16 protein-coding genes are annotated in these 19,841 nt (G+C 63.9%); 9 read left to right on the top strand and 7 right to left on the bottom strand.

Annotated features, from left to right (window positions below):
• Positions 1-2: 2 nt before the first annotated feature.
• Positions 3-1,301 (bottom strand): amidohydrolase, encoded by a 1,299-nt coding sequence (locus ACFQ00_RS11110; protein WP_381490394.1) that lies wholly within the window; start codon positions 1,299-1,301, stop codon positions 3-5.
• 167 nt (positions 1,302-1,468) lie between these two features.
• Here ACFQ00_RS11110 and ACFQ00_RS11105 point away from each other — a divergent pair, with 167 nt between their 5' ends.
• The 3 genes from ACFQ00_RS11105 to ACFQ00_RS11095 all read left to right on the top strand — a co-directional run bounded on the left by ACFQ00_RS11105 (position 1,469) and on the right by ACFQ00_RS11095 (position 4,049).
• The gene (locus tag ACFQ00_RS11105) at positions 1,469-1,957 is read left to right on the top strand and encodes a GlcG/HbpS family heme-binding protein (RefSeq protein WP_381490391.1); all 489 of its coding nucleotides are present in this window, start codon (positions 1,469-1,471) and stop codon (positions 1,955-1,957) included.
• Between the two features lie 120 nt (positions 1,958-2,077).
• Positions 2,078-3,412, top strand: a complete 1,335-nt coding sequence (locus ACFQ00_RS11100; RefSeq protein ID WP_381490388.1) for an MFS transporter — start codon at positions 2,078-2,080, stop codon at positions 3,410-3,412.
• 4 nt (positions 3,413-3,416) lie between these two features.
• Positions 3,417-4,049 carry a ChuX/HutX family heme-like substrate-binding protein gene (locus tag ACFQ00_RS11095; RefSeq protein ID WP_381490385.1) on the top strand — a complete coding sequence of 211 codons (633 nt, stop codon included), beginning with the start codon at positions 3,417-3,419 and terminating at the stop codon, positions 4,047-4,049.
• Positions 4,050-4,073: 24 nt separating this feature from the next.
• Here ACFQ00_RS11095 and ACFQ00_RS11090 read toward each other — a convergent pair whose 3' ends face one another.
• Positions 4,074-5,249, bottom strand: coding sequence for an alpha/beta hydrolase (locus tag ACFQ00_RS11090; RefSeq protein ID WP_381490382.1), 1,176 nt, complete (start codon positions 5,247-5,249; stop codon positions 4,074-4,076).
• Positions 5,246-6,355, bottom strand: coding sequence for a DODA-type extradiol aromatic ring-opening family dioxygenase (locus ACFQ00_RS11085; protein WP_381490379.1), 1,110 nt, complete (start codon positions 6,353-6,355; stop codon positions 5,246-5,248). The genes ACFQ00_RS11090 and ACFQ00_RS11085 overlap by 4 nt, the downstream gene beginning before the upstream one ends.
• 78 nt (positions 6,356-6,433) lie before the next feature.
• Here ACFQ00_RS11085 and ACFQ00_RS11080 point away from each other — a divergent pair, with 78 nt between their 5' ends.
• Positions 6,434-8,407, top strand: a complete 1,974-nt coding sequence (locus ACFQ00_RS11080; RefSeq protein WP_381490376.1) for a copper amine oxidase — start codon at positions 6,434-6,436, stop codon at positions 8,405-8,407.
• Positions 8,408-8,411: 4 nt separating this feature from the next.
• Entirely contained in the window at positions 8,412-10,037 is a 1,626-nt protein-coding gene (locus ACFQ00_RS11075) for a tannase/feruloyl esterase family alpha/beta hydrolase (RefSeq protein WP_381490373.1), read from the top strand.
• A gap of 9 nt (positions 10,038-10,046) precedes the next feature.
• Here ACFQ00_RS11075 and ACFQ00_RS11070 read toward each other — a convergent pair whose 3' ends face one another.
• From ACFQ00_RS11070 to ACFQ00_RS11055, 4 genes are all read right to left on the bottom strand, one after another.
• Entirely contained in the window at positions 10,047-11,405 is a 1,359-nt protein-coding gene (locus ACFQ00_RS11070; protein WP_381490370.1) for an alpha/beta hydrolase, read from the bottom strand.
• An 11-nt stretch (positions 11,406-11,416) separates the two neighbouring features.
• Positions 11,417-12,037 carry a ChuX/HutX family heme-like substrate-binding protein gene (locus ACFQ00_RS11065; protein WP_381490367.1) on the bottom strand — a complete coding sequence of 207 codons (621 nt, stop codon included), beginning with the start codon at positions 12,035-12,037 and terminating at the stop codon, positions 11,417-11,419.
• Positions 12,038-12,120: 83 nt separating this feature from the next.
• Positions 12,121-12,864: a GntR family transcriptional regulator gene (locus ACFQ00_RS11060; RefSeq protein ID WP_381490365.1), complete on the bottom strand. Its 744-nt coding sequence runs from the start codon at positions 12,862-12,864 to the stop codon at positions 12,121-12,123.
• A 93-nt stretch (positions 12,865-12,957) separates the two neighbouring features.
• Positions 12,958-15,912, bottom strand: a complete 2,955-nt coding sequence (locus ACFQ00_RS11055; protein ID WP_381490362.1) for a TonB-dependent receptor domain-containing protein — start codon at positions 15,910-15,912, stop codon at positions 12,958-12,960.
• A 247-nt stretch (positions 15,913-16,159) separates the two neighbouring features.
• On the opposite strand from ACFQ00_RS11055, the gene ACFQ00_RS11050 reads away from it, so the two are divergent.
• From ACFQ00_RS11050 to ACFQ00_RS11035, 4 genes are read left to right on the top strand one after another with little or no spacing between them, the layout of a single operon-like run.
• Complete coding sequence (locus ACFQ00_RS11050; RefSeq protein ID WP_381490359.1) at positions 16,160-17,617, top strand: 2-hydroxymuconic semialdehyde dehydrogenase; 1,458 nt, start codon at positions 16,160-16,162, stop codon at positions 17,615-17,617.
• Positions 17,598-18,281: a hypothetical protein gene (locus tag ACFQ00_RS11045; RefSeq protein ID WP_381490356.1), complete on the top strand. Its 684-nt coding sequence runs from the start codon at positions 17,598-17,600 to the stop codon at positions 18,279-18,281. Before ACFQ00_RS11050 ends, ACFQ00_RS11045 begins: the two co-directional genes overlap by 20 nt.
• The gene (locus ACFQ00_RS11040) at positions 18,278-19,069 is read left to right on the top strand and encodes a 2-keto-4-pentenoate hydratase (RefSeq protein ID WP_381490353.1); all 792 of its coding nucleotides are present in this window, start codon (positions 18,278-18,280) and stop codon (positions 19,067-19,069) included. The genes ACFQ00_RS11045 and ACFQ00_RS11040 overlap by 4 nt, the downstream gene beginning before the upstream one ends.
• Entirely contained in the window at positions 19,066-19,839 is a 774-nt protein-coding gene (locus ACFQ00_RS11035; RefSeq protein WP_381490350.1) for a 2-keto-4-pentenoate hydratase, read from the top strand. Before ACFQ00_RS11040 ends, ACFQ00_RS11035 begins: the two co-directional genes overlap by 4 nt.
• Positions 19,840-19,841: the final 2 nt, after the last annotated feature.

Here is a 19,841-nt window from a genome sequence, read left to right as displayed (position 1 = left end):
GCCTATTTCGCGCGGGAATCGAGGAACTTCAGCGCGGTCAGCACGTGCGCCTTCACGCCGATCGGCAGCACAGCCTCATCGATATCGAAGCTGTCGCTGTGATTCGTCGGCGCCTTCTCGATCGGAATACCCGGCGGGGTTGAACCGAGGATGTAATAGAGCCCCGGCACCTCGGCCTGGTAGAACGAGAAATCCTCCGCCGCGCCGCGCATCAGCGCGTCGGTGTTCACACCCTTCGGCGCGGCGGCCTTGAGAGCGGGCATCACGAGATCGAGCAGCGCCGGATCGTTGCCGGTGACGAGCGCGACATCTTCGAAATTCACGTCTGCCTGCGCTTCGTATCCAGCCGCAAGGCCGGCGACCGTCGTACGGATGCGCGCCTTCAGATCATCGCGGCGCGCAAGATCGAAGGTGCGGATCGTGCCGTCGAGCGTTGCTTCGCCGGAAAGGATATTGCTGCGGTTCCCGGCGCGGAGCGCGCCGATGGAAACCACGTTCGGGTATTCGAAAACGTTCACCTGCCGCGCCGCGATCGTGTTCAGCGATTTTACGATATCCGCGGAGAGATTGACGAGATCGGTGCCTTCCCACGGACGCCCCGCGTGCGTCTGGCGGCCCTTGAGCTTGATCGAGATTCCGGTCGCGCTCGAAAGCATCGGCCCCGGCCGCGCATCGATCTCGCCCACCCGGCCCGGCTCGACATGAAGCCCGAAAATCGCATCCGGCTTGATCGGCGAGAACGCCCCCTCTTTCAGCATTAGCTGTGCGCCGGCTTCTTGCCCGGCAACGCCCTCCTCGGCAGGCTGGAACACGAACAGGATCGTGCCCGCGATGCGATCACGCATCCCGGCCAGCACCTCCGCCGCGCCCATCAGGATCGCGGTGTGCGCATCATGCCCACAGGCGTGCATCACCGGCGTCGGCGTGCCGTTCACGTCGACGACGACCTTCGAGGCGAACGGCAGACCGGTCACCTCGCGGATCGGCAGTGCGTCCATGTCCGCGCGCAGCGCCAGCACGCCGCCGGGGCGCTTGCCCTTCAGCACGCCAACAACGCCCGTATGCGCGACGCCCGTGCGCACCTCGTCGAAGCCGAGCCTTTTGAGGTGCGCCGCGACCAGCTTTGCTGTGCGGACCTCCTGGTTGCCGAGTTCGGGATGCTGGTGGATATCCCGCCGCCACGCGACGACACGCGGTGTGACGCTTTCGATCCGGCTGTCGACATCTGGCAGCACCTCGGCCCGCGCGGGAAGCGCAGCCGCAGCGAGCAGAACCGGAGTCAACGCGCAGCACCACTTCATCGCAAACCCTCTCTCGTCCAATTTTCCATATTATGCTGCATCATTATGCATTTTAGCGCAATAATCTGTTTGATTTTCGAAAATTTTAATTGGCGGATCGAATAGGACGCTCAGGCACCCGCAAACTAAAGCTCACTTGGCGGAGACTGAAAGGAAAGCAATCGACAATGCGGAAAACAATCATCATCGCGCTCGCTGTTCTCACACTAAGCCCACCTGCCGCTGCACAAGGGCCGCAGACACGGACCACGATCAGCATCGACATGGCCGACACGCTGGTGAATGCCGCCGCAAAAGAAGCCGAAACCCGCAAGCTCGGCCTTGCCATCATCGTCGTCGATGAGCAGGGCAGCATCGTGCTCGCCCGCCGCATGGACGGCGCATTTCCGCACAGCGTCGAAATCGCCCGGCGCAAGGCGATGACATCCGCCCTCACCCGACAGCCGACGAAAGTGATTCAGGAGATGGTTGCGAAAGGCGACAACCTCATCCTCGCCATCGACAACATGCTGCCGATCGAAGGCGGCCTGCCTGTGTTTCACGACGGCAAGATCGTCGGCGCGATCGGGGTAAGCGGTTCGCCTTCGCACATCGATGCGGCGGTGGCGCAAGCCGGTGTAGATGCGCTGGCGGCCCATGCGGGCGACAGACAATAGCCCGCTTGCTATTTATCGAAATTTTTAATGCAAAAAGGGCGAGAATTGCCGGTATTTCACGTTGACCGCGGGCTTTATTTTCGAAATAAATGCCGAATACAATAATCTGAAAGGTGGGGGATGGCGGCACCGGCAGCAACAGGAAGCGCAACCCCGATCGACGCGATCCTTGATCGCGCACCGATCGGCTGGTTCCAGATCCGGGTGGCGCTGCTTTGCGCGCTCGTCGCCATGCTCGACGGCTTTGATACGCAGTCGGTCGCCTTCGTCGCGCCGGTTCTCGGCCAGGAATGGGGTATCACGCCCGATCGTTTCGGCCTGATCTTCGCCGCCGGCCTCGTCGGCATCATGGTTGGGCAGGTCGTGCTCGGCCCCCTGTCAGATCGCTGGGGCAGGCGCCCTGTCATCATTGCCTGTACGGTTGCCTTCGGCATCGGCAGCTTCGCGACGGTGCTTGCCGACAACTGGATCGTGCTTCTCCTGCTGCGCTTCCTCACGGGTGTTGGGCTCGGCGGCGCGACGCCCAACATCATCGCGCTCACGGCCGAAGTCGCGCCGCCGCGCGCACGCTCCACGATGATCACCACGATGTTCGCGGGCTTCCCCCTGGGCGCCGCGATCGGCGGCTACATCAGCAGCCACCTCATCCCCGCCTTCGGATGGGAAAGCGTGTTCATCCTCGGCGGCGCCGCGCCGCTGGTGCTGCTGCTCGCGCTGCTGCCGTGGCTTTCGGAAAGCCCGCATCATCTGCTCCGCCGCGAAGGGCGCACCCCGCGCCTCGAAAGCCTGCTGGACAGCATGGCGGGGCCAGACCGCGCGCCGCTTCCCGAAACCCCTGCCCCGTCGCCGGGCACGGCCAAACCGCCCGGCTACGGCGCGCTGTTCGCAGGCGGCCTCGCAGCCACAACCGCACAGCTCTGGCTCGCCTATTTCAACAGCCTTCTGATGATCTATTTCCTGATGAGCTGGCTACCCACGGTCGCCCGCGAATCCGGACTCGCGCTCGATACGGCGATCATCTCGGCGGTGTTCCTGAACCTCGGCGGCGCCATCGGCGGCATCGTGCTCGGCCGCTTCGCCGATCGCTTCGGGCCGTTCCAGACGCTCGCCGTCGGTTTCGCGATCGCCGGGATCAGCCTCGTACTGATCGGCTTCGTCGGTAATCAGACCGTTCTGCTGATGACGCTGGCGTTCATCGCCGGCCTGTTCACGATCGGCGGCCAGACTGCAATGAACGCAGCGAACGCCGGGCTCTATCCCGCCGAGATCCGCGCCACCGCGCTCGGCGGCGCACTTGCCGTGGGGCGGATCGGCTCGATCGTCGGACCAACCGTCGGGGGGCTTCTGCTGGCGGCGGATTGGCCGCTTTCCAGCATCTTCATCGCCGTGTCGCTGCCCGCACTGCTCACCGCCGTGCTGGCCGTCAACCTGTCACGCACAATCCGGAGACCATGAAAAGATGATCGCACATATCTCTGCCTTCCTGCTGACCGCCGCGTTCGCGGCCCCCGCACTCGCAGGCGCCCCCGCCTGCGCCACCACCGAGCAAGCGAGCAACATCAGGGCCTACTACGAGAAGACCCGCCCCGGCGTGCCGCTCGCGGTCTCCAGCCGCTTCTTCAACGTCCCCGAATTCGTGATCGCAAGCGGCCTTCCCGCTTCGCTCAGCGTCGGCACGGCGGTAACGCCCGATCAGGTGAAAACGATCTGGAGTTCGATCGATGCGTGGGGCGCGACGACACGCGTGTCGCTGGTGGTATCGCCCGGCAGCAAGCACGCCTTTGCGTTCCCCAGCCTCGTGCCGATCACACAGAAGGACGCGAAGGACGGCTACATCGACGTCTATGCGGACGAAGGCCGCGGCGTACACTCGCACATCCAGCTCGATCAGGTCGCGGCTATCTACGCCACCGAGCTTGCCGATCCGAAGCCCGGCTTCAAGACGCGCGCGATCTCGCTGTTCGGACCGGACGGAAATCTGGTGATCGGCGTCTACGCCTCGATCAAGAGCGATCCGTTCGACGACAAGGCCGTCGCCGGCTTCGAGCGCACGCGCGCGCTGATCGCATCAATGCCGCGGATTTGCGGATAACGGCTACGAAGCCGCGCCGGTCGTTCAATCGACCGGCGCGGTGCCGTGCTTCTTGTCCATCGCAATCCGCTCTTCCGCCAGCACGCGGTGCGGACCATAGGTGAGGCCAGTCTGCAGGCTGCGATCGAACGCTTCCACCCACGCCTTTCGCTGGGCTGCTTCCGGCAAACGGCGCACCTTCATGCGAAGGTCGTAACGCGCCTCTGGCGTCATCTTCAGATAAGTCGCGGCATCCGGCACCTTGTAGCGCGTCGGGTTCTTGAACGGTGCGGGCTTCGGCGCAGGCGTTGGCTGCTTCGCGCCGGGCGCAAACACAAAGCGTATGCCACGCGTCATCGCCACCGGAATCACACTGCCGTGATCTTCGCCCGCGATCTTTTCGAAGCGCGCTTCGATGCCGGGCTGCGCGGCGAGGAATTCGGCATACTCGCGCGCGTTGTCCACCATCTTGCGTTCCATCAGCAGGGGCAGACGCGGATTCGGGAATTCCGGATCAATGCCCTGCTCGTATTCGCCCGCAGTAACGAGAACACGCCCCGTCGCACCGGTCGCCGCCAGCTTTGGACCGATACGGTCGCGGACGTTGTGATTGGCAAGCAGCTGGTTCTCGAACCACAGCGAGGGGCTCGCGGCGATCCAGTTGTCGAACAGCTCCGGCCGGTTCACCAGCGTGTAGAGAACGAAGTGGCCACCATAGGAATGTCCGAAGATCGTCTCGCGCGCTGGATCGATCCGGAAGCGAGTCGCGATCGACGGTTTCAGCTCGTTCGCGATAAAATCCGCGAAGGATTCCGCACCGCCCGTTCCCGGCAGGGTCGGCTCCTGCGTGCCGAGGCGTGCAGTCAAATCTCGCGCGCGCTCAATGCGAGGGTCCAGATCAAGCGGATAGCCGATCCCGATGACCACCGCCGGCTGCGATGCCTCGCGGCGTTCCATTGCGCGCACCGTATCCACCATCGTGCCGAACATGATGTTGGCGTCGAGCACATAGACGACGGGCCAGCCCCCGGCGGGCGCCTCGCCCTTCGGCCACGCCGCGAAAATCCGGTAGCGATGCCCCGCCTTCGAAGTCACCTCCCACGCGGTCGTATCGGGTAGCACGGAAACCTGCGCGGATTGCGCCTGCGCATCCACAGGTGCCGCTGCCATTACCGTGACGGCTGCAGCCAGTATCAGTCCAAGTGCCGTTTTCGTCTTCATGCCTTCACCCCTCCCGCCGGCGGAAAGATCGCCGTCACCTTGCTCGAATTGAACACATAGGTCTGCACGAAATCGGACCATTCGCAGCGCTGGCCAAGTGCGTTCATCGCGCCCGCGAGTGCGAACCAGTTGAGCAATTCCTGATCGCCGGATTCCTCGATCTGGCGCAGGCTGAGATTGCGCCACACGTCCCAGTCACCGGCAACGAGCGCATCGTAAAGCCTGCGATCAAGCTCCACATCCGGCTGCATCCGGTAGGTCCGATCGACGAGGAAGGCATGGCTCCAGCTCGACGACGCGATCAGCGCCACACGCCACGGGCTCTCGGCACAGATGCGTGCGACCTCCGCGCCCATGTCGAACACGCGGCGCGGCGAAGGTGACGGTGGATCGAGTTCGCGCCCGCGATCGGCAAGGCGGCTGATGAAGCCCCGGTAGCTGATGACGGCGCGGCCGTAGCAATTGATCTGGAACGGTACCACCGGCCAAGGGAAACCCTTGCGGTCGTAATCGAGATAAAGGATCGAATTCAGGAACGCGTGCGGCAGGCTCGGATGGTGCAGCGGCTTGTACGCATAGGAGACGTCGAAGTCGCGATCGAGCAGCGATTCCGCGAGATACTTGGCGGCCTTGCGATGGCCGCGCACTGTAATCTCGAAGTCCTTGCGCTCATTCCACACGTTGGGCTTGCCACCGCCCCACTCGTCTTCCTTGTCCGAAAACATCGCGGATTCGGATGCGTGTCCCCACGGGTGCACGGCCATGTCGTCATAGGCCATCACGCAGAACGGCGGGATGATCGTCTCGCGGAAATTCTCGTACTGGTCGTCACCCCAGATGATAACGAAATCCGGGTTGAAGGCGTCAAGTGCCTCGCGCGCCTTGCGCAGCCCATGAAGCATCGCCGTGCGATGCCGCGCCGCGCCCGCAAGTCCCTCGTCGCTGCCCCACTCCGCCTGCATGTCGGCGGGCCAGTTGGCGGGATCCTTTTCGTGGGCGGGAACATCCGGGTCCTGAAGGCGGCCCTTCAGGATATTGGCCATGTCGGCATCTCGCCCGCTGAGCGGCGGATAGTGCGACACACCGAGACCAAGCACTTCTCCCACGACGTCCGTCCCCTCTTTACATATACAACGTATACGTTGTAATTCGATGTTCGGGACAGGAAGTCAAGGGGGGATGGAATGAATCATCGCGTCTTGTTGCTACTCGCGACCGGAATTCTGGGTCTTGCGACCACGGCCGCGGCACAGCCCGCCACACCGCAACCGGAGGTTCGGCACCCGCTCGACCCTCTCGGATGGAATGAACACTGGCGCGTTCTCGAGGTCCTCGAAGCGTCCGGTCGCCTGACGCCGAAGACGCGTTTCACGCGCATTGCCCTCAGCCCGCCCGAAAAGACGAAGGTTCTGGCATGGAAACCGGGCGCGAAAGCGCTACCCCGTCAGGCGGAAGTTCGCCTGAAGGAAGGCCCGAACGCCGTCGAAGCGCTGGTCGATCTCGACAAGGGCACGGTCACGAACTGGAAGGTTCGCAGCGACGTTCAGCCCGCGTGGCTGATCGAGGAATTCCTCGGTGCGCCCGTGCAGGCGGTGATCAACCATCCCGATTTCAAGGCGAAGCTGAAGGCGCGCGGCATCGAATCGACGCGCTTCCTCAACTGCCGCGCCATGCCGATCGGCAACCATGCCGAGCTCAGATATGCTGGCAAGCGCATCGCCATCGTGCGCTGCGACCCGGTGAACGGCGTGCGCAACCTGTTCGTGCGGCGTGTCGAAGGTCTGATCGCCATCGTCGACGTCAACACCAACGAAGTGCTGGAAATCAGCGACGACGAGGTGGTGCCGACCACGACGACAAAGGCCGATTACGACCGCGCCAATCTCGGCAAGCTGCGCGGCTTCCCGACACCGATCGCGCTATCGCAGCCGGATGGCCCGAGCTTCATCATCGACGGGCACACCGTCACATGGGGCAACTGGTCGTTCCACCTCCGCTCGGACCAGCGCGTCGGCACGCAGATCAGCCGTCTCGTCTGGAACGAAGCCGGCAAATCGCGTGACGTGATGTACGAAGGTTATCTCTCCGAGATTTTCGTACCTTACATGGACCCGCGCCGCGACTGGTACACGCGCACGCTGCTCGACGCGGGCGAATACTCGATGGGCGGCCTTTCCGGCCCACTCACCCCCGGCATCGATTGCCCTGAAACAGCCGCCTACATGAGCGGCCTCATCACGCAGGACAACGGTCGCCCCGCGGAGAAGGACAACGTGATCTGCGTCTTCGAACGCACCACGGGCGATATGAGCTGGCGTCACGCCGACGATGGCCGCCCGAAGCGCGAACTCGTCGTCCGCATGGTCGCCGATCTCGGCAACTATGATTATGTGTTCGACTGGGTGCTCGAAAGCGACGGGCAGTTCCGCGTCGTCACAGGCGCGACCGGCATCGTCGCCGTGCAGACTTCAAAAGGCGAAGACGCAACCAGCCTCGTCAACGGCAAGCGAGACGATGCCTATGGCCGCTTCGTCGACAAGGGCGTCATCGGCGTCAATCATGACCATTATTTCAACTTTCGCCTCGATCTGGATGTCGACGGCCCAGTGAACAGCTTCCTGAAGGACGAGCTGAAAACCGTCCGCCTGCCCGACGATCATCCGCGACGCAGCATCTGGGTTTCGGAGGAAACGACGCTAGGCCGTGAAAACGACGGCAAGCTCTCGGTCGGGCATGGCAACCCTGCACTGTGGCGGGTCATCAACCCCGCAAGGCGCAACCATGTCGGCTACGCGCCGAGCTATCAGCTCATGCTCGGGCACACCGCACACACACTGTTCAGCAAGGACGACATCCCACGTCAGCGCGCCGGGTTCATCGACAATGACCTGTGGATCACGGCCTACGATCCGAATGAGCGCTACGCGGCGGGTGAATACGCCGTGCTGAGCCCGCCGGGCGAAGGCCTGCCCAAATTCGCCGCCGCCAACCGCCCGATCGCGAACGCCGACATCGTGCTATGGCCGACCTTCGGAATGCAGCACAAGGTTCGCTCCGAAGATTGGCCGGTGATGCCCGTGCTCTGGCACAGCATCACCGTGCGGCCGTTCGATTTCTTCGACCGCAATCCCGCAATCGATATCGACGTGAAGCCCTGATCTGATGCGGCATATTCTGCCTGCGATCCTCGCAGCCTCCGCCCTGACCGCCCCGGCCAGATCCGCACCGGCAGCACTGCCCACGGACACACCCGCCGCGCAGTGCGAAGCGCTGAATCACCTGAGCCTTGAAACCGCTGCGGATTCACCGGGGCAGATCGTCTCCACCGCTTATGTCGCGGGCCGCCAGGCCACAGCGGAGGAACAGGGGATGTTCGCATATCGGGGCGTCACGCAGGGCAACCCCACGCCGCCGCTCGGCAGTTTCCCTGACCATTGCCGGGTCGAGGGTTATGTCACGCCGAACGTGAAGTTCATGATGATGCTGCCGCCGTCCCCGCAGTGGAACAACCGCTTCATGCTGGCGGCGTGCGAAGGTTGGTGCGGCAAGGTGAACCCCGAAACGCTCGTGCCAGGTCTTCACCGAGGCTACGCCTCCATCACCAACGATGGCGGCCACTACAGCCGGGAACCCTTCGACGGCATCTGGGCGCATCGCAATATCGAGGCGCGCATAAACTTCGCTTACCGCGCCAACCATGTCACCGCGCAGGTCGGCAAGGCAATTGCCGAGGCTTACTACGGCGCGCGCCCGAAATTCTCATACATCGCGGGCTTCTCGAAGGGCGGCAACGCCGGGCTTTTCACGGCACAGAAATATCCGGAAGATTTCGACGGCGTGTTCTCGATGGCGCCCGTCGTCAACTACAACCCGAAGAACGCCGCGCATTTCCCGTGGATCGCGAAGGCCGTCCATCCGGACGGCAAGACACCGCTCCTCTACAGCGACAAGGTGCCGCTCATCCACGGCGCAGTCACCAAGGCCTGCGATGCCATCGATGGTCTTCGAGACGGCATCATCGGCGATCCACGCCAATGCAATTTCGATCCTGCGGTTCTGCTTTGCAAGGCGGGGCAGGCGGAAGAGAAGAACGAATGCCTGAACGCGGCGCAGGTGGATGCCGTCCGCAAGATTTACACGAAGCCGACCACCGCCGACGGAACCGTCTATTTCGACTACCGCGTCGATCCCGGCTCCGAACAGGAATGGCCGATCGCGATCCTCCCCGAGCGGGGCAACCCGATGCAGCCTTTCGTGCTGACGGGCGCGGCGACCGGCCTTCGCTACATGGCGACCCGCGAAAATCCCGGCCCCGGCTACGACTGGATGCGCTTCGACTACCCGGCCCGCAAGGCGGAGATCGACGAGATGTCGGAAATCCTCGATCCCGACAGCGTCGACCTCAGCGCGTTCAAGGCGCGCGGCGGCAAGATCATCATCGTCCACGGCTGGTCGGATGCCTTCATCACGGCAGCCATGACCATCGACTGGTTCGAAAAGATGCAGGCTTTCATGGGCGGGCGCGCAGCGACGGATGCGTTCGCGCAACTCTATGTCGTGCCGGGGATCAGCCACGAAGGCGGCGGCCCCGCCCCGCACATCTTCGACGCGCTGACTCCGCTCGTCGATTGGGTCGAGAACGGCAAGGCGCCCGAGCGGCTCGTGCTGTCCGACCCGGCAGACAAGGCGCCCCGACGCACACGCCCGGCGTTCCCCTACCCCGCCTATGCGAAATACAAGGGCAAGGGCGATCCGAGCGCGGCGGAGAGTTTCCGCCGCGCCGAATAGCGCTCTTTCTTACTTCTTGAAGCCGTCTCCGATCCGCGCACGCAGTGCGCGGCTGAGCGCGGTCGGCACGATCGAGCCGTGGTCCTCGCCTTCGGCAATGTAGATGTCCGTCTTCACGCCCGTCACGGCCTTCAGGCGCGAGACGACCTCACGGCTGTCGGACACCATCGGGATCCGCTTGGTCTCTTCAAGGCCGCCCGTCGCAACGAACACGCTGACGGGCGGATCGCCCGCCTTGCGCGCGGCGATAAACCGGCGCTCATCCTCAAGAAGCGAGCGGTTATTCCACCAAACGGACGGGCTGAACGCCAGATAGTTCTGGAACGCCTGCGGGCGGTTGAACAGCGTGTAGAGCGTGAAGAACCCGCCGAACGAATGGCCGAGCAGCGTCTGCCGTGTCCGGTCGACAACATAAGCCTTTTCGACCGCCGGTTTCAGCTCGGTCTCGATGAACGAGAGGAAATCCGCCGCCCCGCCCCCGCTATCGGGTTCAAGCTGCCCGCCTTCGCCATGCTTGGGCGAAGTCGAACCCGGCGAACGCACGACATAATCGTAACCGCGCCGCTTCTCGTCGAACGGCCCATCAATCGGATAGCCGATGCCCACGACGAGCGCCGCCGAAACCCCGGTGCGATCCGGCCGCCGCCCCTGCAGGCGCAGCGCATCCGAAACCGTCCCGAAATTGGCGTTGCCGTCGAGCACGTAGACAACAGGGTAGCCCCCCGCCGGCGGCGGCGTGAGCGGTGGCGCGATCATGATGCGGTAGGTCTGGCCCTTGGAGGATGTCAGATCCCACTGCACCGATTGCGGCGTCGAGACCGCCTTCGGTGCGTCACTGTAGAACGCCCCGATACCGGGACGCTTGCAGGGATCGAGACCAAGATAGGCATCGTACCGCACGGCCTCTTCCTGCAGCGCGGCCTGCAGCCATGCCGGAAGTTTCGCCATCTCCTCGGCCATCTTCGCGTCGTAAACTGCCTTTTCGGCAGCGGGCAGACCCCGCGCGCGCAGGCGGTAGTGATAGCGCTGGTGCGGCACGCGCTTCACATAGCCCCACGCGTCGGGCACCGGCGGCTTCGGCATCGGGCCGTTGTAGCTGCCGGTCGTGCAATGATGCCGCGCCACAAGCTCGTTGCTCAGCGCTTCGTAGAGCCACGTCGGCAGCGTGTTGACGTTGGCCGATAGCTTGGTGGTGTGCGCCTCCCGAAGCTCGGGCGGCAGGGCATCGACGCGATCGCGAAGCGCGCTGCGCTCCTCGGGCGTCATCCGCACATAGTCCCAGGCCTCCGGCACGGGGATGCCCTGCGCCGCGGCGGTTGAAGCAGAAAGCGTGGCGGCGAGGCAGAGGCCGAGCAGAAGCGGTTTCATCGTCATCCTCCTCAGCGCCCGCACTCCTGCGGCAGCGTGCGCATCAGCGCCATCGTCTTCTCGAACGCCGGAATCGCCGCCTTGTTGAGGTCCTCTCCGGCAAGGCTCGCATACAGGCCGAACACAGATTCCTGCGAGGCATCATAGAAGATCACCGCGCGCGTCATGCCCTCGCGCATCTTGCCGTCGCGGCCCACACCGCCCGGCAGAGCCACGGCATGGATCGAGGTGACGAGGTCGGGCCGGATATGGCTGATGAGGCCATTTGCGCCCGGCGCTTTCACGTCGGTGAAGGCATCGTTCCGCTTGTTGCCGAGCAGCGCGGGCACCGGACCCTCGAACTTCATGATCCAGCCTTTCTGGTCCATGATGAAGAAGGCGACGGGCCATTCAGCCACAGAATCCCACACGGCCTTGAAATGCGCGCCCGAAACGCCGGTCGCATAGTCGGTCGGCAGGCCCGAAGAGACGACTTCCTCGGCGAGGTTCATGTGCCGCCGCGCGACGAGCGGCGGCGCGCTTGGAAGCGAGGCATAGAAGCTGCGCACGGCGGTGGCCTGTTCGGGCGTGGCACACGTCGCCTGCGGAGCGGCCGTCGCAGCGGCAAGCGCGATGAGCGCGGTCGTTATCATAGTGAATACCCCTCCATCCAATTACAACGTATACGTTGTTTTATATCCTCAAAAGCCAACATTGGTCTCGTCAAAAGCGTCTTTCAGCGCGTGGGCTGCCGCCTCTTGCCTTTGGGCGGTGCTGTTTCGTCCGCGCGCGCGCGCATCGCTTCCCGTACGGCATCGGCCGTCCGCTGCAAGTGAACCTCGATCAGACGGCTGGCGCGCAGCGACTTGCGGCTGAGCGCCGCCTCCGCGATGGCCTCATGTTCGTCGTGAACGTCGCGCCCGGCCGGACGGTTCGCGAGCGAAATCGCCCGGTAACGCTCCGAATGCTGATGCAGCGTCCGGCGGAGACGCACGAGCCACGCCGATCCGCACGCCGAAACGAGCGCCTCGTGGAACTGCGCATTGGCGCGCTCCCACTGGGCGAGCACACCTTCGTCATTCTCGGAAAGCCGCTCCTCCAGCGACGACAGCGTCTCATAGGCCTGTCGAACGCGCTCTTCCCACTCCGGGCCGCCGTTCTCGATGGAGCGGACCACCGCTTCGGTCTCGATAAGCGTACGGATGGCCATGGTATCGTCGAGCTCTTCGATCGAGATCGGCGAGACCCAGAAGCCCCGCTGCCCTTCCGCGTGCACCAGCGCGTCGCCGGTGAGCTTCACGAGCGCCTCGCGCAGTGGGCTCATGCCAACGCCGTAGCGCTTGATCAGCATGTCCATGCGCAGCTTGGTGCCGGGCGCGAGCACGCCCGATACGATATCGCGGCGGAGCTGCTGGTACGTATGGTTGGCGATCGTCTTGGCGACCGCCACGTCTTCGTTGCTGTCAGGGTCTTCGGTCATCGACGCATTCTAGAATGAACGGCACGCCGTTGGAAACCACCCCTGTGAAGAACGGGGACCGATACAAGCTGCACCGGTCCCCGCCTGCCCTGCCTAGAAGCGCTTGCGCAGCGTCAGCGACACCGTGCGCCCGATGATCGTGGCGTTCGCCTGATCATAGGGCTCGGCCGCGTTGTTCGTGACGACACGGCCGGTATCGATGAATGGCGGGTCCTGGTTGAACACGTTGAGCGCGTTGAAGGTGAGCCCGGCATCACGGAAAGCACCGCCAAGGCCGGTGAGGTCGACACCGAGCTGCAGATCAAAGGTCAGCCAGGAGTCGATCTTGACCGGCGAGGTGTTGGTGATGGGGGCACCCGTCGCCGACGGCACGTAGCAGCCGGAGACGCACTCGTAACCGCTCGTATAGTTCGCCGAAAGGACCGCGTTGAACGCCCCCTTCGACCAGGCGATACCCTGACGCGACTTGAACTCGACCGGGTTGCCGGTGCTTTCGTAGAGCCCCAGCTTGTCGATATAGCCGGCACCCGGAACACCTTCGATCTCGTAGCCGGTGATCAGCGTGCCGTTGCCGAAGAGTTCGAATTCGCCCAGCGATCCCGCGTCGAACGCGTAGTTGAGCGAAAGATCGAAGCCCTGCATCTTCAGGTTCGCGAGGTTGGTCTGCGTCGCGTAGATGATGCCCTGGATCTGGCTTGCGGTACGGGTCGGGCCCGCCCCGGAAAGACCGATGAAGCGCGGATCGTCCATCAGCGACTGAACGAGCGCATCATCCGGGTTGAAGATCAGGTTGTTGATGTAAGGGCTGGTACCCGTGGCGAAATAGTTCGCCAGAATGCCGCTCAGCGTACCGCCGGTGATACGCACCAGTCGGTTCGCGATCTTGATGTTGAAATAGTTCAGGCCGATGCGCAGGCCCGGCATCGTCGGCGGTGCGACATCGAGACCGAGCGTCCATGTCGTGGCCGTCTCGGGCTTCAGCGTCGGACCGGCGCCGCCGGAAACGACCATGCCGGTAAACGAGCAGTTGCCGCCCGACGATGAGAAGCCGTTCAGCTCGACAAGCGTCGTGTCGCAGGGCGCGAAATAGAGCCCGTTGCCATAGAAGATCGCATTGCCGCCGCCGACCGGCTGCGGGCCGTCATACTGGAAGCGCATCGGCGGGGCGTGGAACGACGTGCCCCAGCTGCCGCGGATGTTGAAGCCCTCGACCGGCGCGTAGCGGAATCCGAACTTGGGATCGGTCGTCTTGAAGTCCTTCAGGCCCTTCGAGCTTTCGTGCCGAACCGCGGCCGAGAATTCGAGCGCCCGAATGCCGGGAACCGCATTCTCCTCGCCGAAGATCGGAAGCGAAACCTCGCCGAACAGCGAGAAGATCTTCTGCTTCGTGGTGCCATAAGGCACAACGTGCGGATTGATGCTGCGGTAATTGAAATCGAGGACGCCGTTGATCTTTTCCTCGCGGTAATCGACGCCGCCCGCAAGCCGCAGCGGCCCACCCGGCAGATCGATGAGCGTACCGTCCGCCTTCAGCGTCGTCTGGATCACGTCGGACTTGAACGTCAGATCCTCGTAACCGATCAGCTGATTGAGCACGGCCGTCGAAAGCGGCTCCGACGAATAAGGATTGAACGTTTCATAGTTGAGACCGGCGCAATAGGTCTGCGCCTGCGTCGGCACGGCAATCGCACCTATATTGGAGGAATTAAGCCCCATCAGCGAACAGACGAGCGAGCTGGGCGCGAACGCGCCGCTCGGCAGATATTCCATCACGTTCGAATCGCGCAGCGCCTGGCTTTTCCGGAACTGCTTCTCGCGGCTGTAGGAGACGGTCGCATCGGCGATCCAGTCGCCGAACATCTCGTAGCGAACCCCGCCTTCGAGCGCGAGGCTCTTCACCGCCACATCGCGGTGAAGCGACAGGTCGTCGATCACGACGCCGAAATTGTTCGTCACGCCCGTGATGTAGTTCGGATTGGTTGCGGGGAGGCTGTTGTAGCTGACGCCGTAGCCGGTGTTGTAGCTGCCCTTGCGGTGCGTGTAGCGAGCGTCGCCGTAAACTTCGAGCCGATCGCCGATCTGCTGATCGAACGACATGAACAGACTGTGCCGCTGCATTTCTGGCAGGATGTCGAACGACTCCCACGGGTCGTAGCTGTTGCCGAAGCCGCCCGTTGCAGGGGTCAGCGAACCGACCGTCAGGCCCGTACCCGGACCCACCGGGACCGTGTATGCGACTGTGCCGTTCGAAGAAGCGCCGCCGGTGAAGATGTTTGCAGCCGTACCCGCGCGGCTCGTGTACCGTGGCCAGTTGACGCCGCCGCGATCGGAGAAGTCGCCGCCGTTGAAATTACGCTGCGAAGCAAGCACGTTTTCCTGCTTGTTGTATTCATAGCCGAGAACCACGTTGCCGCTGTCCCAGCCCGTGCCCCACACGAGGCTGCCCTGATACTCGAAGCCGCCGCCTTCCGTGGCGGTGCCGATGCGGCCCACGGCGTGAAGCCCGTCGACCTTGCGCTTCAGGATGATGTTGACGACGCCGCCGACGGCGTCCGATCCATAAACGGCGGAGGCGCCGTCCTGCAGAATTTCGATACGCTCGATCGCGGCAACGGGAATGTTCGAGATATCGACATAGTCACCGAACTGCCCCGACACCGCGACGCGGCGGCCATTCACGAGCACCAGCGTCGACAGCGCGCCAAGGCCGCGCAGGTTCACACCCGAGCCGCCGGTCATGTTCGAGCCGCCCGAGCTTGTATCCTGACCGCCGCGGTTGCCGTCCGATTTTGCGGCGCCACCGGCGAAGTTCACCGGAAGCTCGCGCATCAGCTCAGCGATCGTCGCCTTGCCGGTCTTCGCGAGGTCTTCGGCGGTAAGCGACTGCACGGCGCTGCCGATCACTTCGGCGCCGCGAATGTTGGTGCCGGTCACGACGATCAGCTCGTCCTCTATAGACGCCGTCTCCTGCGACCATGCAGGCGCGGCCGCCAGCATTGCCGCCAGCGAGACAGTTGCACAGGCCATTGCGCGAACTTGAATTTTCATCTCTCAACCCCCTTGTGGGCGACCGCTTCGCGGCGCATCAAATTCCCATTGCAATGTCTACGTCGTATTCTTTCGGTCGTCAAACCAATTTTCTAAATTTTTGGCATTATTGGCGCATAATAACCAGAATCACGCTTGATATTTCGAAAACCCTCAGGCATTTCGAAGCAAGATAGCGCCGCGAAGCCGCAAAGGCTCCCGCGTGCCGCAAGGAACGCGAATGCACGGACAGGCTTCGGGAAACATCATGAAATCATTGGGACAATTCATCGACGGCGCCTATGAGGAAGCGGGCACAAGCCGTTTCAACGTCGTCGACCCCGTCACTGGCGAGGTGGCCTACACAACATATGAAGCCGGCCGCGATCAGGTGGACCGCGCCGTTGCCGCCGCGCGCGCCGCCTTGTCCGGCCCGTGGGCGCGTCTCTCGGCGGCGGAGCGCGGCGCCTTGCTCCGCAAGCTCGCAAACCGTATCGCCGAACGCTCCGAAGAGTTCCTCCGCGCGGAAGTGCTCGATACGGGGAAACCCGCCGATCTTGCGTCGCATCTCGATATTCCCCGAGGCGCTGCCAATTTCAGCTTCTTTGCCGATACCGCGCCGATGGCGATGGGCGAAGCCTTCCCCGCCCCCACGCCGGACGGCGCCGGCGCGCTCAATTACACGCTGCGCACGCCGCGCGGTGTGATCGCGGTGGTCTGCCCATGGAACCTGCCGCTGTTGCTGATGACCTGGAAGGTCGCGCCCGCGCTCGCCTGCGGCAACACCGTGGTCGTGAAACCTTCGGAGGAAACCCCCGCCACCGCCACGCTGCTCGGCGAGGTGATGAACGAGGTTGGCATCCCCAAGGGCGTCTTCAACGTCGTCAACGGCTTCGGTGCGGGTTCGACCGGTGAATTCCTCACCAGCCATCCCGATATCGACGGCATCACCTTCACCGGCGAAACGGTGACGGGCACGGCGATCATGAAGGCTGCGGCAGAAGGCATTCGCCCGGTCTCCTTCGAGCTTGGCGGCAAGAACGCCGCGGTCGTCTTCGCGGACTGCGATCTCGACCGCGCAATCGCAGGCACGATGCGCTCGGCGTTTCTCAATTGCGGTCAGGTGTGCCTCGGCACCGAGCGCATCTATGTGGAGCGCCCGTTGTTCGACACGTTCGTCGAAAAGCTCGCCGCGCAGGTGAAGACGCTGAAGCCCGGCGACCCGTGGGACAAGGCGAGCAATTTCGGCCCGCTGATCTCGGAGGTGCATCGCCAGAAGGTGCTCTCCTACTATGCCAAAGCGAAGGCCGAAGGCGCGACGGTCGTCACGGGCGGCGGTATTCCCGACATGCCGGGCAAGCTCGCCGGCGGAAGCTGGATCGAACCGACGATCTGGACCGGGCTTCCCGAAAGCTCGGCCGTGATCCAGGAAGAGATCTTCGGCCCCTGCTGCCACATCGCGCCGTTCGACAGCGAGGACGAAGCCGTCGCGCTTGCGAACGCCGGCCCCTACGGCCTCGCCGCATCGCTCTGGACGCGGGACCTTTCGCGCGCACACCGTCTCGCAGCACGCATCGAGGTCGGCACGCTCTGGATCAACAGCTGGTTCCTGCGCGATCTCCGCGCAGCGTTCGGCGGCTCCAAGAAGTCTGGCATCGGGCGCGAAGGCGGCCTCCACGGCCTCGATTTCTATACCGAGCAGCGCAATGTCTGCATCCATCTTTAAGGCCATCGCAGCCGCGGCGTGCCTGCTCGCGGCTGCGCCCGCCGCCGCTGCGGAGATGCCGCAACCGAAGGTGGATTTCATCTACCCCGGTCCCCACGGCACGATCTTCGACCGCATCTGCAAGGAGTGGATTCACCGCGATGTGAACCCCGCCGACGTGAAGGAACTGCTCGCACGCAAGGCGGAGTTCGAGGCGCACTGGGAAAAGACCGGCAAGGAATACATGCGCCTCGCGCTCGAAGCGACGGGACGCCCCTATCCCTATGCGGAAATCCAGGCGACACTTTCGGTTTGCGCGCCGGATTCGATGGCGTTTCCGCTCATCATCCGCATGAACGATTTTCTCGCGTCGAACACCGAATACTACGTACACGATTTCGGCCTCCTCGCCTTCCACGAGCTGATGCATCACTACGCGCAGGCGATCGAGCACAAGTCGCCGATCTTTGCCAAGTACGCGGACGTGCCCTTCTCGATCCGCGCGCACATCCATGTCGTCGCGTTCGAGCGCTACGTTCTGGAAAAGACCGGCCGTACCGAGCAGCTCGCCAAGCTGCGTGATTATTATGCCTCGCGCGAGGAGCCGACCTATATCCGCGCGTGGGAAATCGTCGACAAGGAAGGCGTTGCCGCCGTTATCGCCGATGCAGGAGTGAAACCGTGAGCAACAATCCCGTTATCGCCGCAGCGGACGCGCTGTCCGCCGCCGCCGCATCCGGCACGCCTTGTGCCCCCGTGAAGGACGGCATCGCCGCGCTCGGCATCGATGGCGCCTATGCTGTCCAGTCCGAACTCACGCGCCGCGCCATCGCCGGCGCACGCACACTCGTCGGGCGCAAGATCGGCCTCACCTCCAAGGCGGTGCAAACACAGCTCGGCGTCGATCAGCCCGACTACGGGATGCTCTTCGCCGACATGGAGATCGCCGATCACGAGATCATCCCGCTGTCGCGCTTCCTGCAACCGCGTGTCGAGGCCGAGATCGCGTTCGTGCTGGACCGCGACCTCGACGATGCCGAGATCACGCTTGGCAAGCTGATCCCCGCGATCGCCTTCGCGCTTCCGGCCATCGAGATCGTCGACAGCCGCATCGCCGACTGGAAAATCTCCATCCTCGACACGATCGCCGACAATGCCTCCAGCGGCGCCTACGTGCTTGGCGGTTCCCCCGCAAAGATCGGCGATCTCGACCTTCGCCTCTGCGGCATGTCGATGGAACTGAAGGGCGAGCCCGTGTCGGTCGGCTGCGGCGCGGCGTGCCTCGGCAATCCGCTCAATGCCGCGCTCTGGCTCGCGCGCCGCATGGCCGCGCTCGGCAGCCCCTTGAAGGCGGGCGACGTCGTGCTGTCCGGCGCGCTCGGACCGATGATCCCGGTGACGCCGGGCGCAAGCTACACCGCGCGCATCAACGGCCTCGGCACCGTCACCGCACATTTCGGGGAGAAGGCATGATGACTGTGGATACCCAGCGCATCGGGCTGTTCCTCGACAACGCCGCGCGCACGGCGACCGCCGTGCCGCAATTCACCGGCAGCGAGGCCTTCGATCTCGACGCCGCCTACCGCATCCAGCAGGCAAGCATCGCCGCCCGCCTGCAGCGCGGCGAGCGCATCGTCGGCATGAAGATGGGCTTCACCAGCCGCGCCAAGATGGTGCAGATGGGCGTGTCGGACATGATCTGCGGGCGGCTCACCGATGCCATGCTCGTGGAAGACGGCGGCAGCATCCGCATGGCCGATTTCGTGCACCCGCGCGTAGAGCCGGAGATCGCCTTCCTGCTGAAGCGCTCCATTCGCGGTAAGCTGACACCGCTGCAGGCGATGGACGCCGTGGAGGCCGTCGCCCCCGCGCTCGAAATCATCGACTCGCGCTACGAGGCGTTCAAGTTCTCGCTCAGCGACGTCGTCGCCGACAACAGCTCCTCGTCCGCCTTCGTGGTCGGCGCGTGGTGCCGGCCCGACAGCGATCTCGACAACCTCGGCATGGTGATGAGCTTCGACGGCCGCGCCGAAGCCATCGGATCGAGCGCCGCCATCCTCGGCCACCCTGCCCGTTCGCTCGCCGCCGCCGCGCGCCTTGCCGACGAGCGCGGCCTCGAACTCGAAGCCGGCTCCATCGTGCTCGCGGGCGGCGCGACCGCCGCGAGCGCGCTCCGTGCCGGTCTCCACGTCTCGCTCGAGGTCCAGACCCTCGGTTTCACCGGCTTCTCGGTCACGGAGTAGCG

It is taken from the genome of Sphingosinicella xenopeptidilytica, assembly GCF_042676985.1.
Lineage (GTDB): Bacteria > Pseudomonadota > Alphaproteobacteria > Sphingomonadales > Sphingomonadaceae > Sphingosinicella > Sphingosinicella xenopeptidilytica.
The sequence above is the reverse complement of the archived record's forward strand: the minus strand, read 5'-3'. Positions and strand labels throughout refer to the sequence as shown.

What these genes read in the sequence shown, in the direction of transcription:
- ACFQ00_RS11065 (WP_381490367.1), bottom strand. Translation starts at nt 12,037, where the DNA reads ATGATAACGACCGCGCTCATCGCGCTTGCCGCTGCGACGGCCGCTCCG.
- ACFQ00_RS11045 (WP_381490356.1), top strand. Translation starts at nt 17,598, where the DNA reads ATGTCTGCATCCATCTTTAAGGCCATCGCAGCCGCGGCGTGCCTGCTC.
- ACFQ00_RS11055 (WP_381490362.1), bottom strand. Translation starts at nt 15,912, where the DNA reads ATGAAAATTCAAGTTCGCGCAATGGCCTGTGCAACTGTCTCGCTGGCG.
- ACFQ00_RS11105 (WP_381490391.1), top strand. Translation starts at nt 1,469, where the DNA reads ATGCGGAAAACAATCATCATCGCGCTCGCTGTTCTCACACTAAGCCCA.
- ACFQ00_RS11110 (WP_381490394.1), bottom strand. Translation starts at nt 1,301, where the DNA reads ATGAAGTGGTGCTGCGCGTTGACTCCGGTTCTGCTCGCTGCGGCTGCG.
- ACFQ00_RS11080 (WP_381490376.1), top strand. Translation starts at nt 6,434, where the DNA reads ATGAATCATCGCGTCTTGTTGCTACTCGCGACCGGAATTCTGGGTCTT.
- ACFQ00_RS11050 (WP_381490359.1), top strand. Translation starts at nt 16,160, where the DNA reads ATGAAATCATTGGGACAATTCATCGACGGCGCCTATGAGGAAGCGGGC.
- ACFQ00_RS11090 (WP_381490382.1), bottom strand. Translation starts at nt 5,249, where the DNA reads ATGAAGACGAAAACGGCACTTGGACTGATACTGGCTGCAGCCGTCACG.
- ACFQ00_RS11075 (WP_381490373.1), top strand. Translation starts at nt 8,412, where the DNA reads ATGCGGCATATTCTGCCTGCGATCCTCGCAGCCTCCGCCCTGACCGCC.
- ACFQ00_RS11035 (WP_381490350.1), top strand. Translation starts at nt 19,066, where the DNA reads ATGATGACTGTGGATACCCAGCGCATCGGGCTGTTCCTCGACAACGCC.
- ACFQ00_RS11070 (WP_381490370.1), bottom strand. Translation starts at nt 11,405, where the DNA reads ATGAAACCGCTTCTGCTCGGCCTCTGCCTCGCCGCCACGCTTTCTGCT.
- ACFQ00_RS11095 (WP_381490385.1), top strand. Translation starts at nt 3,417, where the DNA reads ATGATCGCACATATCTCTGCCTTCCTGCTGACCGCCGCGTTCGCGGCC.
- ACFQ00_RS11100 (WP_381490388.1), top strand. Translation starts at nt 2,078, where the DNA reads ATGGCGGCACCGGCAGCAACAGGAAGCGCAACCCCGATCGACGCGATC.
- ACFQ00_RS11060 (WP_381490365.1), bottom strand. Translation starts at nt 12,864, where the DNA reads ATGACCGAAGACCCTGACAGCAACGAAGACGTGGCGGTCGCCAAGACG.